This is a genomic window from Paenibacillus sp. GSMTC-2017, assembly GCF_016019935.1.
In the GTDB taxonomy this organism is placed as follows: Bacteria; Bacillota; Bacilli; order Paenibacillales; family Paenibacillaceae; genus Pristimantibacillus.
The window spans coordinates 37,628-60,300 of record NZ_JAECMT010000009.1 but is presented as its reverse complement, the minus strand read 5'-3'; the positions used below and the strand labels follow the sequence as shown (position 1 = coordinate 60,300).

Here is a 22,673-nt window from a genome sequence, read left to right as displayed (position 1 = left end):
GTGGAATAGATGATCGCAAAATCGATACCGAGCCTTCTCACGGTTGGTAATTTATTTCTCGGCATAGTGGCCATCATTATGATTTTTGATGAAAATCCGCAGATGGCAGCGATAATGGTTCTAATTGCAATGCTTTTAGATGGTGTGGACGGTCGCGTTGCACGAGCGCTCAATGTGCAGAGTGAATTCGGGAAAGAGTTAGACTCCTTATCCGACGTCATTTCCTTTGGTGTAGCTCCTGCTTTTATTATGTATGTTGTTGCTTTTCAAGACTTAAGTCCTGCTCTTGCATGGACAGTAACTGCACTTTTCCCGATTTGTGGAGCGCTACGTTTGGCGAGGTTTAACGTTATTACGAGCAATGCAGGTTACTTTATTGGGTTGCCTATCCCAGCTGCTGGCGGTGTTTTGGCAACGATGGCCTTATTTAAAGATGATATACCGGTAGCTGTACTTCTTACGGGTACAATTGTATTGGCACTACTCATGGTTAGTACGGTCAGGTATCCAAACTTTAAGAAGGTAGGCATACCGCGCAATGCCATTTGGGTTGTACCTATCATTATTATTATTTCCATCATAATAGGAATAAATTTCGAAAATCATTTGTCGAAATTTCTGTTTGTTCCATTGCTTATATATGCACTATATGGCCTAAAAAAAAACGTTGATCGTCGTTTGCCGAAACGTTTACGCAAGCGCAAAAATCAGAACGAAACGCCTGAAGAACCGGTAAATTCCGAGAAGCCAGCTTAAAAGAAGCATAAACAAAAAGAACGTCCTCGGTCACATATTGTGGCTGAGGACGTTCTTTTTGTTACCTATGTTAGATTAAACAAGCCCAGTGTGGAGCATTTGTCGTATTCATCAGCTATCACTTCATCAAGCTCGACCTGTAGCAAATTGCATAACGCTGTCATGTAAAATAAGTTACGTCCGAGTTCACTCTTTATTGCATCGTTGCAATGTTCGCATAAAGCGCCTGTTAGATGGCTCACTAATGTACTTTTAGCATTTTCAAGATTCAACTCGTCGGTATATTGCTGTTTGCGGGCATTCAATTCAATACAACCACAGTCTGTCACCGCTTTTGATACTGCACGATTTACGGATGCGCCCGATTGTCCGAATTTGGACATTACATCGAGCAAGCTGCGGTGCCGAAGTAACAGTTCAGAAACTTGTTGCTGAAATTGTTCCAATGTTGGCGTACTCATGGATTCCATCGCAATCACCTGCCTCTAGTTAAGTAATCTCATACTCATTATAATGCTCCCGAGCATTGTTTTCCACAGTGTCATAAAGAAAGGGTATTGCGACCTAAATAGCCCTATATAGAAAACTTTAACATTTTTCCTTCCAACTACGATTAACGATTGAAATATTGGATCATAATTGTAATGGAGGTGAACCTTTATGGTTAGACGAATGATACAGATTATAGGTTTATTGTTTGGCGGTATGGCTGGAGGCGAGGTCTATGGTTGGATGAACGGTGCGGCTATGTGGTCGAACTCTTCAGTCAGCATGTTGCAGCAATCTGGCACTTATTACATGAATGTAGCGGTAGGAGCCCTCGTTGGTGTTATTGCGGCAACGATTTTGGCTGGTCCAGCAATACGGTTTACAGGAAAATGTGTGGAACTGACATCTGAGATGCCACTGAGACAGTTGCTTGTTGGAGCGGGTGGTATGCTTTCAGGTCTATTATTAGCAGTATTGTTATATCCGTCCGTTGCAAGACTTGAGGGCATGGGGCAACTTTTACCTGCCTTTATGGCACTTGTGTTTGGTTATGTAGGTACATTGGTTGGTTTATCCAAACAAGATGAGATTGTAGAAGGGTTTGCGTCAATTGCTGCTAAGCAACGTTCGACATCTTCCTCAAATGAAGTGAGGGGTTTCGAGGAACATAAAATTTTAGATACGAGCGTTATAATCGACGGTAGAATTGCAGATATATGCAAAACAGGATTTATTGAGGGAACTCTTGTTATTCCAGAGTTTGTACTAGAGGAGCTACAGCATATTGCAGATTCCTCTGACTTGTTGAAACGTAACAGAGGGCGGAGAGGGCTAGATATTCTGAACAAAATTCAGAAGGAATTAGACGTAAAAGTACTGATCTATGAAGGAGACTTCGAAGAGATCGGGGAAGTGGATAGTAAACTTGTTAAACTAGCAAAAGCATTACATGGTAAAGTCGTAACTAACGACTTTAATTTGAACAAAGTTTGTGAGCTTCAAGGTGTATCCGTACTAAACATTAATGATCTCGCTAATGCTGTTAAGCCAGTTGTTTTGCCTGGTGAAGAAATTATCGTTCAAGTGATTAAAGATGGCAAAGAGCATGGGCAAGGTGTAGCTTATTTAGACGATGGCACAATGATTGTTGTTGAAGGCGGAAGAGATTATATCGGAACAACGATGGAGGTACTCGTAACGAGTGTCTTACAAACTTCCGCGGGCCGAATGATATTTGCTAAGCCAAAGCTGTTGGAAAAAGCGCTGTAACAAGGTATGATGTTACTATTGTACATAGATAAGAGGAAGCTACATTTTCTATGCTAGCCTTATCTTACAGCGCGAAACGAGCTCATGCCAGTCTAAACGTCTGGAGCCGTTTGCGATAACCATTCGGCTAAGGCGGGTAGAGATCATGAGAGAAAAGTTTGGTGTCATCATCGTTGCAGCCGGTCGCGGCTCACGTATGGGGACAAAAGAGAGTAAGCAGTATTTACAGCTTGCAAACAAACCTATTCTAGTCCATACACTAGAACTATTCCAGCGTATGGACTTTGTTGAGGAAATTGCACTAGTTGTAGGTGAGCAGGATATCGAGCGCTGCAAAGAGTGGGCGAAGGAATATAGCTTGAGCAAGATGACCTCGATATTAAGCGGTGGGAAAGAACGACAACATTCTGTCGTTTGCGGCCTTCAGTCACTTAAGTCAGAGTGGGTTATGGTTCACGATGGGGTTCGCCCGCTCATAACCGAAGATGCTGTGAAGCGATGTTGCGAGCGCGCTTTAGTAAGTGGTGCGGCTGTTCTTGCCGTTCCGGTTAAGGATACGATTAAGCAAGTCGATGAGGCGGGGACTATCGTTGCTACACCGGATCGCAAAAGCTTGTGGGCGATACAAACGCCGCAAGCTTTTCGTCGTGCCTTGCTAATAGAAGGGCATGAATGTGCAATTAGGGATGGTTTCCTAGGTACAGATGACGCGATGGTTGTGGAGCGAATAGGTGCTTCGGTTGTTGTAGTCGAAGGGGAGTATACCAATATAAAGATCACGACGCCTGAAGATTTGCCATGGGCGGAATATTTATTGGCACAGCGCCAAGTTACGAAGGGAGATATAAGCAAATGATTCGTGTAGGACAAGGATTTGACGTTCATCAACTCGTAGAAGGACGACCGTGTATTATTGGGGGAGTTACGATTCCTTATGAGAAAGGTTTGCTCGGTCACTCTGATGCGGATGTACTTTTACATGCTATATCGGATGCGATTTTGGGTGCGCTTGGACTTGGGGATATCGGTAAACATTTCCCAGATACAGATGCAGCTTATAAGGATGCCGACAGCTTGAAACTTTTGGAGCGGGTATGGGCACTTGTAGATGAACGTGGCTACAAGCTCGGCAACATTGATTCTACCATTATTGCACAGAAGCCAAAGATGCTTCCGTATATCCCGCAGATGGCGGAAATTATCGCAAAAGCGCTTGATGCGGATGTATCGCAAGTAAACGTTAAAGCGACGACAACAGAACAGCTTGGTTTTGCAGGTCGGGGCGAAGGAATTGCAGCACAATCAGTCGTTTGTTTGATCAAAAAGGGAGGAATTTTGTCATGACAACAGAAGTACGTGTACGTTATGCCCCATCACCAACGGGACATTTGCATATTGGTAACGCAAGAACGGCCTTATTTAATTATTTATACGCAAAAAGACATGGTGGCAAGTTTATTATCCGCATAGAAGATACGGATGTGAAACGTAATGTTGCTGGAGGGGAAGAAAGCCAGCTTAAATATTTGAAATGGTTAGGTATCGAGTGGGATGAGAGCATTGACATCGGTGGTGGATTTGGCCCATACCGTCAAACGGAACGTCTCGATATTTATCGCGAATATTGGCAAGATCTGCTTGATCGTGGTCTAGCATACCGTTGTTACTGTACTGAAGAGGAGCTAGAGCAAGAGCGTGAAGAACAGACTGAGCGCGGAGAGACACCTCGTTATTCAGGTAAACATAGAAACTTAACGGCTGAGCAGCAGCAAGCTTTTGAAGCAGAGGGTCGTATTGCAAGTATTCGTTTCCGTGTACCTGAAGCACGTACTTATACGTTCGATGATCTAGTAAAAGGCACAATCAGCTTCGATACAACGGAGATGGGCGACTTCGTTATCGTTAAAAAAGACGGTATTCCGACGTACAACTTTGCTGTTGTGCTTGATGACTACCTCATGCGCATTAGCCATGTACTTCGTGGTGAAGATCATGTATCTAACACGCCTAGACAATTGATGATTTATGAAGCGTTTGATTGGGCTCCTCCGATATTCGGTCATATGACACTTATTGTAAATGAGCATAAGAAGAAGTTAAGTAAACGTGACGAGTCTATTATTCAGTTTATCGAGCAATATGATGATCTTGGTTACTTGCCTGAAGCGATGTTCAACTTCATTTCGCTACTTGGTTGGTCACCTGAAGGTGAGCAAGAGATGTTCTCGCGTGAGCAACTGATTGAAGTATTCAACTCAGATCGTCTAAGCAAGAGTCCTGCTGTGTTCGATACACAGAAGCTTAGCTGGATGAATGGTGAATATATTAAAGGTGCAGATTTGCCGCGAATTGTAGATCTCTGTATTCCTCATCTTCAAAAAGCAGGATGTATTCCAGATGCGCTGGACAGCGACGGCAGAGAATGGGTAACGGGGCTTGTAGGGCTTCATCAAGATAAGCTCCGCAGTGCTTCTGATATCGTATCTGTGACAGAGCTATTCTTCCGTGATTCTGTTGTTGAAGATGAAGAAGCATCGACTGTCCTTGCAGAAGAACAAGTTCCTACAGTGCTTGGTGCTTTCCTTGGACTATTGGAGTCGGATGCAGCACCATTTACAGTTGAGGGCATTAAAGAGATGATCAAAACCGTACAAAAGGAAACTGGATTTAAGGGTAAAGCGCTCTTCATGCCGATCCGCGCTGCATTGACAGGTCAAACGCATGGGCCTGATCTTAATCAATCTATCGTTTTGCTTGGCAAGCCTAAAGTGACTGCGAGACTTCAAGGTCGTTTGGCGTAACATTCTGATGGTTGATTTTTAATTAATATAAAGATTACTGAATGCACACTTGCACTTTTACTGCGATTCGGTATACTATGACTATTAATAATATTGAAACGGCCATGAACAGGAGAAGTACGTTACGTTGTGGATTCGCAGAGAGGACAACCGTCATTCGAATCGTATTTGTTTTGCAAACGATAAGGATGGAGCTGAAAGTTGTCTAGTTCGCACAAACGGAAATTGCACCTGGGAGCTTTGTTCCGAGACTCTATCATTTACGAAATTATGGTTACATACCGATTTCGTAGTAATAGTGAGGTAGGCAACAACGTATTGTCCACGTTAAGGACTATGAGATGAACACGCTGCGAGTAATCCTCGAATGCGAAGTTCAAGCAGAGTGGAACCGCGAGAATACACGCCTCTGTAGCATTTAATGCTGCAGAGGCTTTTTTATTTTTTCTACATACCTTAATTATCGCTTAGCAGCTTGAAGGGGGATTTCATAATGCTTCGCCATTTTCGCTCAGACGTACAAACGGTTTTCGAAAACGATCCCGCGGCTCGTAGTCGATTCGAGGTTATATTTACGTATTCCGGTGTCCATGCTATTTGGGGGCATCGTCTGGCACATTCGTTTTATCGCAAGGGATGGTTTACAGTAGCACGCGTCATTTCGCAGGTCAGCAGGTTTATGACTGGAATTGAGATTCACCCAGGGGCAAGAATTGGCGAGCGTCTTTTTATCGACCATGGCATGGGTGTAGTAATAGGCGAAACTTGTGAAATTGGTGATAACGTCGTTATTTATCAAGGGGTTACTCTCGGCGGTACGGGTAAGGAAAAGGGGAAGCGTCACCCAACAATCGGCAATAATGTAGTTATAGGTTCAGGTGCAAAAGTACTAGGTTCCTTCACTGTCGGGGACAATTCTAATATTGGTTCAAATGCAGTAGTATTGCGTGAGGTGCCAGACAATTGTACGGTAGTAGGAAATCCGGGACGGGTCGTTAGACGCAATGGTGAACGAGTAGGCGATAGGCTCGATCACACACAGCTACCTGACCCTGTTATTGAGATGTTCCGTATGATGCAGAAAGAAATTGATGAGCTGAAATTCCATGTGAATGGTGAGCGAGGTTCAGAAGATGAGGGGAGTAAACAATAATGACAATAGCTATATATAATTCTTTGTCGCGGACAAAGGAGAGTTTTGAGCCGCAAGAAGCGGGTAAAGTGAAAATGTATGTTTGTGGACCAACGGTCTACGACTATATTCATATCGGTAATGCAAGGCCAGTTGTATTTTTTGATGTTGTTCGTCGATATTTGGAGGATGCAGGTCATGAAGTTAATTATGTCGTCAACTTCACTGATGTAGACGATAGACTCATTCGTAAGGCGGAAGAGCTAGGTACAACAGTTCCTGAAGTTGCAGAACGGTTTATCGAAGCGTTCTACAAAGATATCGATTCTCTAGGTGTACGCAAAGCAACAATCAATCCACGTGTTACGGATCATATTGTTGAAATCGTTGCGTTTATAGAAGGGCTTGTCGAGAAAGGCTATGCGTATGAGAGTGAAGGGGATGTTTATTTCCGAACCTCTTCCTTCGAGGATTACGGCAAGTTATCGCATCAGAATATCGAAGAGTTGCAATTCGGTATTCGTATTGAAATTGGCGAGCGCAAAGAAAACCAAGGAGACTTTGTTCTTTGGAAGGGAGCTAAGCCAGGCGAAATTAAGTGGGATAGTCCTTGGGGAGCGGGACGTCCAGGCTGGCATATTGAATGTTCGGCTATGGCTCGCAAATATTTGGGTGATACACTCGACATCCATGGTGGAGGACACGATTTGCAGTTCCCGCATCATGAATGTGAGGTTGCACAATCAGAGTCGCTTACAGGTAAGCCGCTAGCAAACTATTGGATGCATAACGGTTATCTTCACATTAACAACGAAAAGATGTCGAAGTCGTTAGGTAACGGAATTTCGGTACATGAAATTGTTCAGCGAGTAAAGCCACAAGCCATTCGTTACTTTATTCTTGCAACACATTATCGTAGTCCGCTTAACTTTAGTGATGATGCGATAGCTCAAGCAGAAAATAGTGTGGACCGTATCGCGTATTGCTATTCCAACTTGAAGCATAGACTTGATGCAATTGCTGGGACTAACAGTGCAGCAGGTGAAGTAGCATTGCTACGAAATCGGGTTGACCGAATTGTAGAGCAGTTCGCAGCGAAAATGGACGATGACTTTAGTACTCCGGATGCCATTACAGCGTTGTTCGATCTTGTCGGGGAAGCTAATGTATATTTGCAGGATCAAAATGCTACTGTAGAAGGACTTGAACTGTTGCTGTCAGCAATTGAACGGATCGATAATGTGCTCGGATTATTGCCGCTGCAGGCTGAAGAAGAGTTATTGGATGCAGAAATTGAGGGACTAATTATAGAGCGGACAGAAGCTCGTAAGTCTAAAAATTGGGCGCGTGCAGATGAAATTCGTGATCTGTTAGTCGAAAAAAACATCGTGCTAGAAGATACTCCTCTAGGCATTCGTTGGCGGCGCAAATGACGGGCCATTTGGATAACGGTGATGGAAGCGAAGTAGTTGTAAGCGGGGTTAACCCACTGGCTTTGCACCATCCGCCTAAGAAATCTGGTCTTGTTAATCCTGTCGTGCTAGCTTATATGGGCGATGCAGTGTTCGAGCTTCTAGTACGCCAATACTTGATCTCTTTACCTAACAACAAATCGCATCATCTTCATAAGGAAGCAACAAAGATGGTTTCAGCTAAGGCGCAACGCGAATTGCTGGAACGTTGGTTGCCGCACTTAACGGAAGAAGAGTCGGATATCGTAAGACGCGGTCGGAACACGAAGTCAGGGGCACCGCCGAAAAATGCTGACCCTGCTGATTATCGTAAAGCGACAGCGCTTGAATGTCTTGTAGGATATTTATATTTTGAAGGAAGGCTTGAGCGATTAGGCGAGTTGTTCCATATTGCGCTAGCTGACCGAGAATAACGGAAAAATTGAAAACTAACTATTCACATGAATGATAGGAGGAGCACAATGAACGAAGAAATCAATCAAGAAGAGCTAATTGCAGGCAAACATCCAGTACTTGAAGCATTACGCTCCGGAAGAGAAATTAATAAAATTTGGATTGCTGATGGTGCACAAAAGAGTTTAACGCTGCCGATTACGGCGGAAGCAAAAAAACAAGGCATTATCGTTCAGTTCGTCGATAAGCGCAAGCTTGATAGTATGGTGACTGGAGTAGCGCATCAAGGTGTAATCGCACAAGCGGCAGCATTTGAGTACGTTGAAGTAGAAGAAATTCTTGAAATAGCAAAGAAAAAAAGTGAAATGCCATTTATTTTGCTACTAGACGAGATTGAAGATCCGCATAACTTAGGTTCCATTCTACGTACAGCAGAATGTACGGGTGTACATGGTGTTATTATACCGAAGCGTCGCGCTGCAGGACTTACGGCTACTGTGCTGAAAATATCTGCTGGTGCTGCAGAGCATGTGCCTGTAGCAAGGGTAACAAATCTTGCACAGACAATTGAGAAGCTTAAAGAGGCTGGCGTATGGATTGCAGGAACAGATGTTAGCGCATCTCAGGATGTATATAAGATGAAATTCGATATGCCCCTTGCCGTCGTTATAGGAAACGAGAGCAAAGGAATGGGTAGACTTATCGGGGAGAAATGCGATTTCCTAGTTAAGCTTCCTATGCTTGGCCAACTTAATTCTTTAAATGCTTCAGTTGCAGCGGGTGTGCTTATGTATGAGGTCGTTAGACAGCGCCGGAGCGTCTAAGTCATGAACCGGCGTAATGATGTCCTGCTCGTTGATGGCTACAACATTATTGGAGCTTGGCCAGAACTCGCGAGGCTAAAGGAGCAGGATCTGGAGGACGCACGGGATAGGCTTCTAGATTTATTGGCCGATTATCAAGGGTTTACCGGAATGTTAGTTTATGTTATATTCGATGCCCATCTGGTCCCGGGGCTTGGTTCCACATTCAAGCAACATAGAATAACGATCGTCTATACAAAAGAGAAGGAAACAGCGGACGAGTGTATTGAGCGACTTTGCTCCGAATTGATGGCAAGAAGAAGGAACATATATGTTGCTACTTCTGACCTCGTGGAGCAACATGTCGCATTTGGTAAAGGTGCGCTTCGATTATCTGCTCGTGAGCTGCTCATCGATATTGGGCAAAATCGTAAGCAGATTGAAAGCTCCATCAAAAATGATAGGCCAATAAAGCGAAATACACTCGATCAAAATGTAAGTCTTGATGTATGGAGTAAGCTCGAACGGCTACGCAGAGGCGAAAAAGACGTATAATTTACTCCTAATGTAGGTCTTTCAAATAATGCCACAAAGTTACATTTTTTCTATAAAATCGATAGTTTACGGGGCTGAGATTGGTTGACTGTGCAAGGTTACATAATGTATACTGACTCTATGTTTCAAGCTTATGAATCTAGCGCGGTGTACGCCTTGCAGGCCGGAGGGATAGTGTGTGAGTATCGACCTCAAAGAATGGAGTACGCTCGAGTATGAAAGCAGCACGGACGAGGATATTGTAGAAGCAGTCCGTAATGGCGACAGTATGGCGCTTGAATATTTGATAAACAAATACAAAAACTTCGTGAGAGCCAAGGCTCGTTCTTACTTTCTAATCGGCGCCGATCGCGAAGATATTGTACAAGAGGGAATGATCGGCCTTTATAAAGCAATTCGAGATTTTAAAGGTGACAAGCTTGCTAGCTTTAAAGCCTTTGCTGAATTGTGCATAACAAGGCAAATTATTACCGCAATCAAGACAGCCACTAGACAGAAGCATATCCCTCTTAATTCTTATGTTTCTCTGGACAAGCCTATCTATGATGAAGATTCTGATCGAACATTACTTGACGTGATTTGTGGCACACGAGTGTCTGATCCAGAAGAGTTAATTATCAATCAAGAAGAATTCTCAGGTTTGGAAGACAAGATGTCTGAGATATTGAGTGATCTTGAACGTAAAGTTCTCATGCTCTACCTCGATGGAAGGTCATACCAAGAGATTGCAGTTGATCTTAAGAGGCATGTAAAGTCAATTGATAATGCGTTGCAACGTGTAAAACGCAAACTTGAGAAGTATCTAGAAGTACGTGATTTCGGCAATAAGTAGATTCATCTGACGACGGACTGTCTTTCCTGTCTGAAAGTTTCAGACAGGAAAGACAGTCCATTGGTTTTAAAAGAGGAGGATTCGACCATACTGGTAGAGTCCAAATCCAGATGAAGATGCCAATTATTCACAAGCTGTGGGGCGGCCTAATTCGTTGACACGAGGTATACCTTGTGATAAAGTGTTTAGGTAGGCCTGGATTCGAGGTTTTTTTTTGTATTTTCGATGGAATCAATGAACTTACTATAGAGCTTCATGATTCGTATTTTTAAGCAGTTCGGGAGGTGTAATTCAATGCGGGTTATTATCACGTTGGCATGCACAAACTGCAAACAGAGAAACTATGCGACAACCAAGAACAAACGCAATCACCCCGACCGCATCGAGTTGAAGAAGTTTTGCAAGTTCTGTAACGAGCAGACTCCTCATCGCGAGACGCGATAGTCCATTGGAGGTGTAACCGTGGGTTTTTTGGCTAAACTGAAGCAAGGCTTTGGTACGACGACTAGTTTTTTTGCCGACAGCTGGGCGGAACTGAAGAAGGTTCGCTGGCCAAGTCGTAAAGAGTTGACAAGCTATTCAGTTATCGTTTTCGTAACGGTAGTGGCTGTAACTATTTACTTCTGGCTTCTTGACATCGGAATCTCGGAATTGGTTCAGCTCATTGTCTAGGAAGGGACCAAAGGTGGATTTGTGATGGAAAAAAGATGGTATGTCGTGCACACTTACTCTGGCTATGAGAACAAGGTAAAAGCCAATTTGGAGCGCCGTGTTGAATCTATGGGCATGGAAGACAAAATCTTCCGCGTTCTAGTTCCTATGGAAGATGAAGTGGTAGAGAAGGACGGTAAGAAAAAGACCGTTCAACGTAAGGTCTACCCTGGATATGTTCTTGTGGAAATGGTTCAAACTGACGATTCTTGGTACGTTGTTCGTAATACGCCTGGTGTAACTGGGTTTGTTGGATCGACCGGCTCCGGTTCAAAGCCGACTCCTCTATTACCCGATGAAGTGGATCAAATTTTGAAACACATGGGTATGGAAGAGCCGAAACCGAAGATCGAGTTCGAGCTGAAAGAGATGGTACGCGTGAAAGTTGGTCCTTTTGCGGACTTTGTCGGATCAGTAGAAGAAATTTTGCTGGACAAAGCGAAGCTTAAGGTTCACGTTAACATGTTTGGCAGGGAAACCCCTCTTGAGCTAGACTATACTCAAGTGGAAAAGATATAATATCTGGTTTCCGAAACAGGCGCTCACTTAGCGCTTGTATAACAGGGCAAGGAGGTGTGAGTCATGGCAAAAAAGGTCATCAAGATGGTCAAACTGCAAGTTCCTGCAGGTAAAGCTAACCCAGCGCCACCAATCGGTCCAGCACTAGGTCAAGCAGGCGTTAACATTATGGCATTCTGTAAGGAGTTTAACGCTCGTACAGCAGATCAAGCAGGTTTGATTATTCCAGTCGTGATCACTGTATTCGAGGACCGTTCCTTTACATTCGAAACTAAAACGCCACCGGCAGCAGTATTGCTTCGCGTAGCAGCAGGTATCGAAAAAGGTTCAGGCGAGCCGAATAAGAAAAAGGTCGCAAAAGTTGATCGTGCGAAAGTACGTGAAATTGCTGAGTCCAAAATGCAAGATCTTAACGCAGCTTCTGTTGAAGCAGCAATGCGTATGATCGAAGGTACTGCTCGTAGTATGGGCGTTACTATCGTCGACTAATACGGCTTCGTCCTTCGGGATGAAGTAGATGTCTTATGACATCTCGCTTTGCGAAGTCTATGACTTCGCAGGTGGGAGGATCATCCCTAGGAGGATGTTCCGTTATAACCACATAAGGAGGAAATTACAATGGCTAAACATGGTAAAAAATATGTAGAAGCAGCTAAGCTAATTAATAGCGAAGCAACTTATGAGCCTTCAGAAGCAATTGATCTTGTGAAAAAGGCTGCAACAGCTAAGTTCGACGAATCCGTTGAAGTAGCAGTACGTTTGGGTGTAGACCCGCGTAAACAAGACCAAGCTGTACGTGGAGTAGTAGTACTTCCGCACGGTACTGGTAAAACTAAACGCGTTCTCGTTTTCGCAAAAGGCGAAAAAGTGAAAGAAGCGGAAGCTGCAGGCGCTGACTTCGTTGGCGACGCAGACATGATCAACAAAATCCAACAAGGTTGGTTCGATTTCGACGTTTGCGTAGCAACGCCGGATATGATGGCTGAAGTTGGTAAGCTCGGCCGTATCCTTGGTGGTAAAGGTCTAATGCCTAACCCTAAAGCTGGTACAGTAACGTTTGACGTTGCTAAAGCCGTTCAAGAAATCAAAGCAGGTAAAATTGAGTACCGTCTGGACAAAGCTGGTCAAATCCATGCTCCAATCGGTAAAGTATCGTTCGACGCTGAAAAGCTGAACGAAAACTTGAAAGCTCTAATCGATGCTCTAGTACGCGCTAAACCAGCTGCTGCTAAAGGTGTCTACCTGAAAAACATTGCTGTTTCTTCAACAATGGGCCCTGGTGCTCGCGTATCAACTTCACAATTCCGTTAAGTTGAGAAGAAACAACTACTCAAATTCGAACACGCATACCGTAGACAGTAGGTGCCCATGAGGGCTTAATTTCCTACCGAGGTGTTATGATAAAACGTTTATGAATGTAGCTTGGTTACTTGCTGCAGTTGATAACGACATCATGGCCTTCGCAGTCTCTGCGGAGGCCTTTCTCATGCATCGAGGAGAGGACTATCCGTCGTATTCACGGGATGTATAATATTACGGGAGGTGTACAAATTGGCTAACGCAAAGATCATCCAAGAGAAACAAGAGGCAGTTGCGGTAATCGCTTCGAAGCTTACTACTAGCTCCAGCACGGTTATTGCTGACTACCGCGGATTGAACGTTGCGCAAGTAACTGAACTACGGAAGCAGCTCCGCGAGGCTGGCGTTGATTTCCAAGTTTTGAAAAACTCGCTCGTTCGTCGTGCTACTGAAGGAACAGAATTGACGGCACTTAACGATATTCTGACAGGACCTACAGCAGTTGCATTCAGTGGCGAAGACACTGTTGCTCCAGCTAAAATCCTTAACGATTTTGCTAAAAAGAATGAAGCACTTAAACTTAAGGGCGGCGTTGTAGAAGGTAAAGTTGTTAGTTCGGAAGAAATCAAAGCACTTGCGGAACTTCCGTCCCGCGATGGTTTGCTTTCCATGCTCCTCAGCGTGCTTCAAGCTCCAGTTCGCAACTTCGCGCTTGCGGTTAAAGCAGTTGGAGAAAAGCAAGAAGCTGGCGTTTAATACGATCAGTTTTTTATACAGAGTCGATTTAATATCGGCATCTTAATTAGCAACACAAAAAAAATAAACCACTTTCGGAGGTATAACCATGTCTAAAGAGCAAATCTTAGAAGCCATTAAAGTTATGACCGTTCTTGAATTGAACGATCTTGTAAAAGCAATTGAAGAAGAATTCGGCGTTACTGCAGCAGCTCCTGTTGCAGCAGCAGCTGGCGGCGCTGCAGAAGTTGCAGCACAAACTGAATTCGACGTTATTTTGAACAGCGCTGGCGCTTCCAAAATCAACGTAATTAAAGTAGTTCGCGAAATCACTGGTCTTGGCTTGAAAGAAGCTAAAGATCTTGTTGATAGCGCTCCTAAAGCAATCAAAGAAAAAGTTAGCGAAGAAGAAGCTAACGGCGTTAAAGCTAAGCTTGAAGAAGCTGGCGCTTCCGTTGAAGTTAAGTAATTTTTCTTCATCATACAGCAGCCAAGCCTGCTAACTAGTAGGTTTAGGTTGAAGAACCCCTTGAAACGTCATGTTTCAAGGGGTTCGTTGTATGTTATCGGGTAAAAAAGTGAAGGAGGCGGTATCCATGTCTAATCATTATTACTCCAAAACGCCAGAAGTTAAGCATAATCGACAAGTTCATTCCGCGGAACTTCGTGGATATTCGATGAAGTTTGTCACGGATGCAGGTGTTTTTTCGAAAACAGGAATCGACTACGGAAGTCGTGTACTTATTGACGCTATGGAGTTAAAAGAAGACGACCGCATCCTGGATGTTGGCTGTGGCTATGGGCCGATCGGCCTAACGGCTGCTATGATAGCCAAGGGCGGACATGTTACGATGATTGATATTAATGAAAGAGCAGTAGAACTTTCGAAAGAAAATGCAAAACAGAATGGGATTACTAATATTACTGCATTACAAAGTGATCTGTATGAGGCAGTAAATAATAAAACGTTTAACGTCATTTTGACGAACCCTCCTATTCGCGCTGGTAAGGCAACTGTTCATCGCGTTTTTGAGGAAGGTTATGCATTATTAGAGTCTGGCGGCACGATGTGGGTCGTTATTCAGAAGAAGCAAGGTGCTCCATCAGCAATGGAGAAACTTACGCAATTGTTTGGAGAAGTAGAGGAAGTTACGAAAGATAAAGGCTATAGAATTCTAAAAGCCATCAAATTTTAATGGTAGCTAATAAAAAAGTCAATATTTTTTTGCAAAATGCAAGAAAATGATTTGACTTGACTTTTTTGATATGGTAATATTATAAAATGTCAGCATAAAATTGCTCGAATTCTCTTTAGTCAACTAAAATGTCAAGTGCAAATTTCGAGCGCGGTAAGCATATATTTGGAGCATTTGACGTATAATGGTTACATTTTGGGCAAAATTACTTGATATGAGACCATCGCACCCGCGCTGCGAATGGTAAGCTGCCGGAAACATGCTCTTTTTTCGAACTATTCGATAAGGGCTTTTCTTTATTTATCTATACAGGCGGCTGGTGCCGCCCAATGGTAACGCAGTGAGTATCGATGCTGTGAGACAGACACGAGGGGTGAGGTTAAGTTGGCAGGACAACTTGTTCAGTATGGTCGGCGGACGCGCAGAAGCTACGCTCGGATCAACGAGGTGCTGGAAGTCCCGAACCTGATTGAAATCCAACAAAAATCGTATGAGAAGTTTTTGGACAATGACTTGATCGAGTTATTCCAGGACATTTCTCCGATTTCGGACTTTACGGGCAATCTATCGCTAGAGTTTATCGATTATAACTTAGGCGAACCGAAATATTCGGTGGATGAATCAAAAGAACGCGACGTGACGTATGCAGCTCCACTACGCGTCAAAGTACGTCTGTTCAATAAGGAAACGGGCGAGGTTAAGGAACAAGAAGTGTTCATGGGTGATTTCCCGCTTATGACGGAAACGGGCACGTTTATTATTAACGGAGCTGAACGTGTTATCGTCAGCCAATTGGTGCGCTCCCCTAGTGTGTACTTCAGCACGAAGGTTGATAAGAACGGGAAGAAAAATTACACCGCGACAGTTATTCCAAACCGCGGCGCTTGGCTAGAGCTTGAGACTGACGCCAAGGATATTATCTACGTTCGTATTGACCGGACCCGGAAAATACCGGTAACGGTGCTTTTGCGTGCGCTTGGATTTGGCACAGACGCTGAGATATTAGATTTGCTCGGCCATGACGAGTACATTAGCAATACGCTGGACAAGGATAGCACGGATTCTACGGAGAAAGCGCTGATTGAAATTTATGAGCGTCTTCGCCCGGGTGAGCCGCCTACTTTGGACAACGCGAAGAGCTTGTTAGTTGCTCGCTTCTTCGATCCAAAACGATATGACCTGGCCAATGTCGGCCGTTACAAAATAAACAAGAAGCTGCATATCAAGAACCGTTTGTTCAATCAGCGTCTTGCTGAAAACTTGGTAGATCCGTCAACTGGCGAGATCATTGCTGAGTCAGGCCAGATGATTGACCGTCGTCTTCTTGACGAAATTCTCGAAAACCTCGAGAAAGATGTTGGCTTCAAGACGTATCATGTTGCTAATGGCGTATTGGATGCTGATAGTATTCCACTACAAACAATTAGCGTATTCTCGCCTCATGACGATAGCAAAGTTATTAAAGTAATTGCTAATGGTATTATTGATAAATCCGTCAAGCATGTTACACCTGCGGATATTATCTCCTCCATTAACTATTTCATTAATTTGCTTCATGGCGTGGGCAGCACAGATGATATTGACCATCTTGGTAACCGTCGTTTGCGTTCGGTTGGCGAATTGCTTCAAAATCAATTCCGTATCGGTCTATCCCGTATGGAACGTGTTGTTCGTGAGAGAATGTCCATTCAGGATGCGAATGCGATTACGCCTCAGGCACTAATCAACATTCGACCAGTTATTGCATCAATTAAAGAGTTCTTTGGTTCCTCACAGTTGTCCCAGTTCATGGATCAGACGAACCCGCTTGCGGAACTAACGCATAAGCGTCGTCTATCAGCACTAGGACCCGGCGGTTTGACGCGTGAGCGCGCGGGCTTTGAAGTTCGTGACGTCCATCACTCTCACTACGGTCGTATGTGTCCAATCGAGACGCCAGAGGGTCCGAACATCGGTTTGATCAACTCCTTATCTACATTTGCCCGTATTAACGAATATGGCTTCATTGAGGCTCCTTATCGTTGGGTAGATCCGAAAACAGGAATTGTTACTGATCAAATAGCTTATTTGACAGCTGATGAAGAGGACAATTACGTAATCGCGCAAGCGAATGCGAGATTGACTGAAGATAGCAAATTTAAAGAAACGAGCACAATTGTTCGTTACAATAAGCAAGCAGACAACATCCTAACAATGCCGAGCGATCGCGTTGACTACATGGACGTTTCCCCTAAACAAGTTGTATCGGTTGCAACGGCGCTCATTCCGTTCCTAGAGAACGATGACTCCAACCGTGCACTAATGGGATCAAACATGCAACGTCAAGCGGTACCTCTTCTAATTCCAAGATCACCTCTAGTAGGTACTGGAATGGAGCATAAAGCTGCGAAGGATTCCGGCGTTTGTATCGTTTCAAAATATGACGGTGTGATTGAACGCGCATCAGCTAATGAAATTTGGCTACGTCGTATCGAGACAGTCGACGGTAAACAAGTAAGCGGTGACTTGGTTAAACATAAATTGCATAAGTTTATGCGTTCTAACCAAGGTACATGTATTAACCAACGTCCACTAGTACGCAAGGGCGATGTTATCAAAAAAGGTGACATCATGGCAGACGGTCCTTCCACTGAAAAGGGCGAATTGGCGCTAGGCCGCAACGTAGTCGTTGCCTTCATGACTTGGGAAGGTTACAACTACGAGGATGCTATCTTGCTTAGTGAGAAACTAGTGAAAGAGGATGTTTACACATCCATTCACATCGAGGAATATGAATCAGAGGCTCGTGATACTAAACTCGGCCCTGAAGAAATTACTCGAGATATCCCGAATGTTGGCGAAGAGGCTCTACGCAATCTCGACGAGCGAGGCATTATCCGCGTCGGTGCTGAAATTAGTGCAGGCGACATTCTAGTAGGTAAAGTAACACCTAAAGGTGTAACAGAACTTACAGCAGAAGAAAGATTGCTACATGCGATCTTCGGAGAAAAAGCACGCGAAGTTCGTGATACATCGCTACGTGTACCGCATGGTACTGACGGTATCGTTGTTGACGTTAAAGTATTTACTCGCGAGAACGGCGATGAATTGCCACCAGGCGTTAATCAGCTAGTTCGTGCTTATATTGCTCAAAAACGTAAAATTTCCGAAGGTGACAAGATGGCCGGACGACATGGTAACAAGGGTGTTATTGCCCGTATCATGCCAGAAGAAGATATGCCATTCCTACCGGACGGAACACCTGTAGAGGTTGTTCTTAACCCGCTAGGCGTACCATCACGTATGAACATCGGTCAGGCACTTGAAGTTCATCTTGGTATGGCTTGTAAACATCTTGGTTTGCATGCAGCAACTCCAGTATTCGACGGCGCTCGTGAGAACGACGTATTCGATACAATGGAAGAAGCAGGTATGCAACGTAACGGTAAAACGATTCTATATGATGGACGTACTGGTGAGAACTTCGAACGTGAAGTTACTGTCGGCGTCATGTATATGATCAAACTTGCCCACATGGTTGACGACAAGATTCATGCCCGTTCAACTGGTCCTTACTCACTCGTTACACAACAGCCACTGGGCGGTAAAGCTCAGTTCGGTGGACAGCGTTTCGGTGAGATGGAGGTTTGGGCACTTGAGGCATACGGCGCAGCCTACACGCTTCAAGAAATTCTTACAGTCAAATCCGATGATGTTGTCGGTCGTGTGAAAACGTACGAATCGATCGTCAAAGGTGAAAACGTTCCTGAACCAGGCGTTCCTGAATCGTTTAAAGTATTGATCAAAGAGCTTCAGAGCTTAGGTATGGATGTCAAAATCCTAGCCGAGGATGAGCAAGAGATCGAAATGAAAGAATCGGATGATGACGATGAGGCTACTGGTGATAAGCTAAACCTCAATATAGAGGGCGCTGAAGCAAGCGCTGAATAAAAAGGGAAACTGAGCTTCAATCCGGTTCGACTACTATGGACCTGTGATTGAAGTTCAGCTTCTGAAAAGACAGTCATACATGACGAAGGAGGGTTGCTCCTTGTTGGACGTGAACAACTTCGAGTATATGAAAATTGGTCTGGCTTCGCCGGATAAAATTCGCTCGTGGTCCCGCGGAGAAGTCAAGAAGCCGGAAACCATTAACTACAGAACGCTTAAGCCCGAGAAGGAAGGTCTCTTCTGCGAGAAGATTTTTGGACCTACTAAAGATTGGGAATGTCATTGCGGTAAATATAAGCGTGTACGTTATAAAGGCGTAGTCTGTGATCGTTGCGGCGTGGAAGTTACTCGCGCTAAGGTTCGTCGCGAACGTATGGGCCATATTGAACTCGCAGCACCAGTATCACATATTTGGTATTTCAAAGGTATTCCAAGCCGTATGGGTCTAGCACTTGATATGTCCCCTCGTTCACTTGAGGAGATCATTTATTTTGCATCCTATGTTGTAACGGATCCAGGTGAAACTCCACTTGAGAAAAAACAGCTCTTGTCCGAAAAAGAATACCGCAGCTACCGTGAAAAATACGGCTACGGATTCCATGCTGGCATGGGTGCTGAAGCAGTTAAAAAATTGCTTCAGGACATTGACGTTGAAAAAGAGCTTGTGCAGCTTAAGGAAGAATTGCGTACAGCGCAAGGACAACGCCGTAATCGTGCAATCAAGCGTCTTGAAGTCATTGAAGCATTCCGTAACTCAGGTAATGCACCTGAGTGGATGATTCTTGATGTACTTCCGGTAATTCCACCGGAGCTTCGTCCAATGGTACAACTTGATGGTGGACGTTTTGCAACGTCTGACCTGAATGACCTGTATCGCCGTGTTATCAACCGTAACAATCGTCTGAAGCGTCTTCTTGATCTTGGCGCTCCTGACATTATCGTACAAAATGAGAAACGGATGCTTCAAGAAGCAGTCGATGCTCTAATCGATAATGGTCGTCGTGGTCGTCCTGTTACTGGTCCTGGTAACCGTCCGCTTAAATCTCTCAGCCATATGCTGAAAGGTAAGCAAGGACGTTTCCGTCAGAACTTACTTGGTAAACGGGTTGACTATTCTGGTCGTTCGGTTATCGTAGTAGGTCCTAACCTGAAGATGTTCCAATGTGGACTTCCGAAGGAAATGGCACTTGAGCTATTTAAGCCTTTCGTTATGAAAGAGCTAGTAAATAAAGGTCTTGCCCATAACATTAAGAGTGCGAAGCGCAAAGTTGAACGCGTAAGCCCTGAAGTGTGGGATGTTCTAGAAGAAGTTATTAAAGAACATCCGGTTCTACTAAACCGTGCCCCGACGCTGCATAGACTTGGTATTCAAGCATTTGAACCAATTCTAGTAGAAGGACGCGCGATTAAGTTGCATCCACTCGTATGTACAGCCTACAACGCCGACTTTGACGGTGACCAAATGGCTGTTCACGTTCCGTTGTCTGCTGAAGCGCAAGCTGAAGCTAGATTGTTGATGCTTGCATCAGGCAATATCCTTAACCCGAAAGACGGTAAGCCAGTTGTTACCCCTTCACAGGATATGGTTCTAGGAAGCTTCTACTTAACAATGGATAACACGAATGCAAAAGGAACTGGTTCCGCATTCGCATCGATCAATGAGGCAATTTCTGCTTACCAACGCGGTATTGTTTCCTTGCATGCACGTATCTTCATCCCAGTACGCGTATTGAAGAAAGTGGTCTTCACTGAACAACAACAAGCTTCTATGCTTGTAACGACAGTGGGTAAAATTATTTTCAATGAAATCTTCCCAGAAGATTTCCCGTATATCAATGAAGCTACAAAATCAAATCTACTACACGGTACACCAGATAAATACTTTGTTTACGAGAAGGGCGCAGATCTGAAGAAGTTCATCGATGATACTGCTATCCCAGGCGCTGTAGGCAAAGATTACTTGGCATTGATTATTGCGGAATGTTTCCGTCAATATCATACAACGCTAACTGCGGTTATTCTTGACCGTATTAAGCAGCTTGGCTTCACGTATTCCACAAAAGCTGGTATTACAATCGGTGTATCCGACGTAATTATTCCTCCAGAAAAAGTGGAAATCATGAAGGCTTCAGACGAGAAGGTTGCTATCGTTATGAATCAATACCGTCGTGGTTTGATTACAAACGAAGAGCGTTATGACCGTATCATCAGCATCTGGAGCAAATGTAAGGACGAGATTACAGAAATCCTCATGAAGTCGATGGATCGTTACAACAACATCATGCTTATGGTTGACTCCAAAGCACGGGGTAACAAATCTCAAATTACGCAGCTTGGCGGTATGCGTGGTCTAATGGCCAATCCATCTGGACGTATTATCGAGTTGCCTATTAAATCGAACTTCCGTGAAGGACTAACGGTTCTCGAGTACTTTATCTCGACGCATGGAGCGCGTAAAGGTCTTGCCGATACAGCACTTCGTACAGCTGACTCCGGTTACTTGACTCGTCGTCTAGTAGACGTAGCACAGGATGTTATCGTTCGTGAGGACGATTGTGGAACAGATAAAGGCTTCTCAGTAAGCAAGATCCAAGACGGTAAAGAAGTAATCGAAGATCTGTATGACCGTATCGAAGGTCGTTACGCGTTTGAAACGATTCGTCATCCACAAACGGGTGAAGTTATCGTTAACCGTAGCGAACTAATCGACTCGAACAGAGCAGATGCGATTATCGATGCTGGCGTAGAACGTTTGCAAATTCGTTCTGTACTAAGCTGTCGTGCTCGTCATGGCGTATGTAAGATCTGTTACGGTCGTAACCTAGCTACTGGTAAACATGTTGAGATTGGTGAAGCGGTTGGTATTATCGCAGCACAATCCATCGGTGAGCCAGGAACACAGTTGACAATGCGTACATTCCATACCGGCGGTGTTGCCGGAGACGATATTACACAAGGTCTACCGCGTATCCAAGAGCTATTTGAGGCACGTAATCCAAAAGGCCAAGCGATTATCTCTGAGCTTGACGGCGTTATTAAAGAGATTCGTGAAGCTAAAGATCGTCGTGAAATCGAAGTTCAAGGCGAAGCTGAGTCTAAAGTATATGCTGTTACCTACGGTTCACGTATTCGCGTGGCACTTGGTCAGCACATCGAGGCTGGCGACGAGTTGACTGACGGTTCTATCGATCCGAAGGATATGTTGCGTATCAAAGGTATCCGCGGCGTACAGAACTACATCTTGCAAGAAGTACAGCGCGTTTACCGTAACCAAGGCGTTGAGATCAATGACAAGCACGTTGAAGTTATGATCAAACAAATGCTACGGAAAATCCGTATCGTTGATGCTGGCGGCACTACTTTGTTACCAGGTGCATTCGTAGACATTCATGAATACGAAGCAGCTAACCGCGAAGCTATCTTCGCTGATAAAGAGCCTGCTGTTGCGAAACCGGTATTGCTCGGTATTACGAAAGCGTCCCTTGAGACAGATTCGTTCTTGTCTGCAGCATCCTTCCAGGAGACTACTCGTGTCCTAACTGATGCAGCAATTAAAGGTAAGGTCGATCAGCTTCTAGGTCTTAAAGAGAATGTTATCATCGGTAAGCTAATCCCAGCTGGTACGGGTATGCAGCGTTACCGCAACATTCGCCTTAAAGGTTTAGATGACGAAATTCTCGATGGCGAAGTTACTGAACAAGTAACGGAAGCTGTAGTAGTAGAATAAATAACAGCCCCTTTCAGCGGCTAAATATAAAAGCGATATATGCTCTAGCACAAC

The 22,673-nt window shown here is 44.3% G+C and carries 22 protein-coding genes and 1 other annotated feature; of the genes, 21 read left to right on the top strand and 1 reads right to left on the bottom strand.

What is annotated here, in order from left to right; translation table 11 throughout:
• Nucleotides 1–9: 9 nt before the first annotated feature.
• Nucleotides 10–756 (top strand): CDP-diacylglycerol--serine O-phosphatidyltransferase, encoded by a 747-nt coding sequence (pssA, locus tag I6N90_RS23815; protein WP_197938354.1) that lies wholly within the window; start codon nt 10–12, stop codon nt 754–756.
• A gap of 65 nt (nt 757–821) precedes the next feature.
• Here pssA and I6N90_RS23810 read toward each other — a convergent pair whose 3' ends face one another.
• Nucleotides 822–1,217: a DUF1573 domain-containing protein gene (locus I6N90_RS23810; protein WP_197938393.1), complete on the bottom strand. Its 396-nt coding sequence runs from the start codon at nt 1,215–1,217 to the stop codon at nt 822–824.
• Between the two features lie 199 nt (nt 1,218–1,416).
• On the opposite strand from I6N90_RS23810, the gene I6N90_RS23805 reads away from it, so the two are divergent.
• From I6N90_RS23805 to rpoC, 20 genes are all read left to right on the top strand, one after another.
• A complete protein-coding gene (locus tag I6N90_RS23805; protein WP_197938352.1) occupies nt 1,417–2,514 on the top strand; it encodes a PIN/TRAM domain-containing protein in 1,098 nt (365 codons plus the stop codon).
• A 145-nt stretch (nt 2,515–2,659) separates the two neighbouring features.
• Complete coding sequence (ispD, locus tag I6N90_RS23800) at nt 2,660–3,370, top strand: 2-C-methyl-D-erythritol 4-phosphate cytidylyltransferase (protein ID WP_197938350.1); 711 nt, start codon at nt 2,660–2,662, stop codon at nt 3,368–3,370.
• A complete protein-coding gene (gene ispF / locus I6N90_RS23795; RefSeq protein WP_197938348.1) occupies nt 3,367–3,858 on the top strand; it encodes a 2-C-methyl-D-erythritol 2,4-cyclodiphosphate synthase in 492 nt (163 codons plus the stop codon). Before ispD ends, ispF begins: the two co-directional genes overlap by 4 nt.
• The gene (gltX, locus tag I6N90_RS23790) at nt 3,855–5,315 is read left to right on the top strand and encodes a glutamate--tRNA ligase (RefSeq protein WP_197938346.1); all 1,461 of its coding nucleotides are present in this window, start codon (nt 3,855–3,857) and stop codon (nt 5,313–5,315) included. The genes ispF and gltX overlap by 4 nt, the downstream gene beginning before the upstream one ends.
• 493 nt (nt 5,316–5,808) lie before the next feature.
• A complete protein-coding gene (gene cysE, locus I6N90_RS23785) occupies nt 5,809–6,468 on the top strand; it encodes a serine O-acetyltransferase (protein WP_197938344.1) in 660 nt (219 codons plus the stop codon).
• On the top strand, nt 6,468–7,880 hold the full coding sequence (cysS, locus tag I6N90_RS23780; RefSeq protein ID WP_197938342.1) for a cysteine--tRNA ligase: 1,413 nt from the start codon (nt 6,468–6,470) through the stop codon (nt 7,878–7,880). Before cysE ends, cysS begins: the two co-directional genes overlap by 1 nt.
• Nucleotides 7,877–8,332 carry a ribonuclease III domain-containing protein gene (locus I6N90_RS23775; protein ID WP_197938340.1) on the top strand — a complete coding sequence of 152 codons (456 nt, stop codon included), beginning with the start codon at nt 7,877–7,879 and terminating at the stop codon, nt 8,330–8,332. The genes cysS and I6N90_RS23775 overlap by 4 nt, the downstream gene beginning before the upstream one ends.
• Nucleotides 8,333–8,380: 48 nt before the next feature.
• Complete coding sequence (gene rlmB, locus I6N90_RS23770; RefSeq protein ID WP_197938338.1) at nt 8,381–9,136, top strand: 23S rRNA (guanosine(2251)-2'-O)-methyltransferase RlmB; 756 nt, start codon at nt 8,381–8,383, stop codon at nt 9,134–9,136.
• A gap of 3 nt (nt 9,137–9,139) precedes the next feature.
• Complete coding sequence (locus I6N90_RS23765; protein WP_197938336.1) at nt 9,140–9,670, top strand: NYN domain-containing protein; 531 nt, start codon at nt 9,140–9,142, stop codon at nt 9,668–9,670.
• A 178-nt stretch (nt 9,671–9,848) separates the two neighbouring features.
• Nucleotides 9,849–10,502: an RNA polymerase sporulation sigma factor SigH gene (gene sigH / locus I6N90_RS23760; RefSeq protein WP_197938334.1), complete on the top strand. Its 654-nt coding sequence runs from the start codon at nt 9,849–9,851 to the stop codon at nt 10,500–10,502.
• A 294-nt stretch (nt 10,503–10,796) separates the two neighbouring features.
• Nucleotides 10,797–10,946, top strand: a complete 150-nt coding sequence (gene rpmG / locus I6N90_RS23755; RefSeq protein WP_082967189.1) for a 50S ribosomal protein L33 — start codon at nt 10,797–10,799, stop codon at nt 10,944–10,946.
• Between the two features lie 18 nt (nt 10,947–10,964).
• Nucleotides 10,965–11,174 carry a preprotein translocase subunit SecE gene (gene secE / locus I6N90_RS23750; RefSeq protein WP_197938332.1) on the top strand — a complete coding sequence of 70 codons (210 nt, stop codon included), beginning with the start codon at nt 10,965–10,967 and terminating at the stop codon, nt 11,172–11,174.
• A 24-nt stretch (nt 11,175–11,198) separates the two neighbouring features.
• Nucleotides 11,199–11,732, top strand: a complete 534-nt coding sequence (gene nusG / locus I6N90_RS23745; RefSeq protein ID WP_197938330.1) for a transcription termination/antitermination protein NusG — start codon at nt 11,199–11,201, stop codon at nt 11,730–11,732.
• 63 nt (nt 11,733–11,795) lie between these two features.
• Complete coding sequence (gene rplK / locus I6N90_RS23740) at nt 11,796–12,221, top strand: 50S ribosomal protein L11 (RefSeq protein ID WP_197938328.1); 426 nt, start codon at nt 11,796–11,798, stop codon at nt 12,219–12,221.
• A 129-nt stretch (nt 12,222–12,350) separates the two neighbouring features.
• Complete coding sequence (gene rplA, locus I6N90_RS23735) at nt 12,351–13,043, top strand: 50S ribosomal protein L1 (protein WP_197938326.1); 693 nt, start codon at nt 12,351–12,353, stop codon at nt 13,041–13,043.
• A gap of 20 nt (nt 13,044–13,063) precedes the next feature.
• Nucleotides 13,064–13,227, top strand: a sequence feature (ribosomal protein L10 leader region).
• 56 nt (nt 13,228–13,283) lie between these two features.
• The gene (rplJ, locus tag I6N90_RS23730; RefSeq protein ID WP_197938324.1) at nt 13,284–13,787 is read left to right on the top strand and encodes a 50S ribosomal protein L10; all 504 of its coding nucleotides are present in this window, start codon (nt 13,284–13,286) and stop codon (nt 13,785–13,787) included.
• An 88-nt stretch (nt 13,788–13,875) separates the two neighbouring features.
• The gene (rplL, locus tag I6N90_RS23725) at nt 13,876–14,235 is read left to right on the top strand and encodes a 50S ribosomal protein L7/L12 (RefSeq protein ID WP_197938322.1); all 360 of its coding nucleotides are present in this window, start codon (nt 13,876–13,878) and stop codon (nt 14,233–14,235) included.
• A gap of 127 nt (nt 14,236–14,362) precedes the next feature.
• Nucleotides 14,363–14,962 carry a class I SAM-dependent methyltransferase gene (locus I6N90_RS23720; RefSeq protein WP_197938320.1) on the top strand — a complete coding sequence of 200 codons (600 nt, stop codon included), beginning with the start codon at nt 14,363–14,365 and terminating at the stop codon, nt 14,960–14,962.
• A 384-nt stretch (nt 14,963–15,346) separates the two neighbouring features.
• Nucleotides 15,347–18,892 (top strand): DNA-directed RNA polymerase subunit beta, encoded by a 3,546-nt coding sequence (gene rpoB / locus I6N90_RS23715; RefSeq protein ID WP_197938318.1) that lies wholly within the window; start codon nt 15,347–15,349, stop codon nt 18,890–18,892.
• Between the two features lie 100 nt (nt 18,893–18,992).
• Nucleotides 18,993–22,619 (top strand): DNA-directed RNA polymerase subunit beta', encoded by a 3,627-nt coding sequence (gene rpoC, locus I6N90_RS23710; RefSeq protein ID WP_197938316.1) that lies wholly within the window; start codon nt 18,993–18,995, stop codon nt 22,617–22,619.
• Nucleotides 22,620–22,673 lie beyond the last annotated feature (54 nt).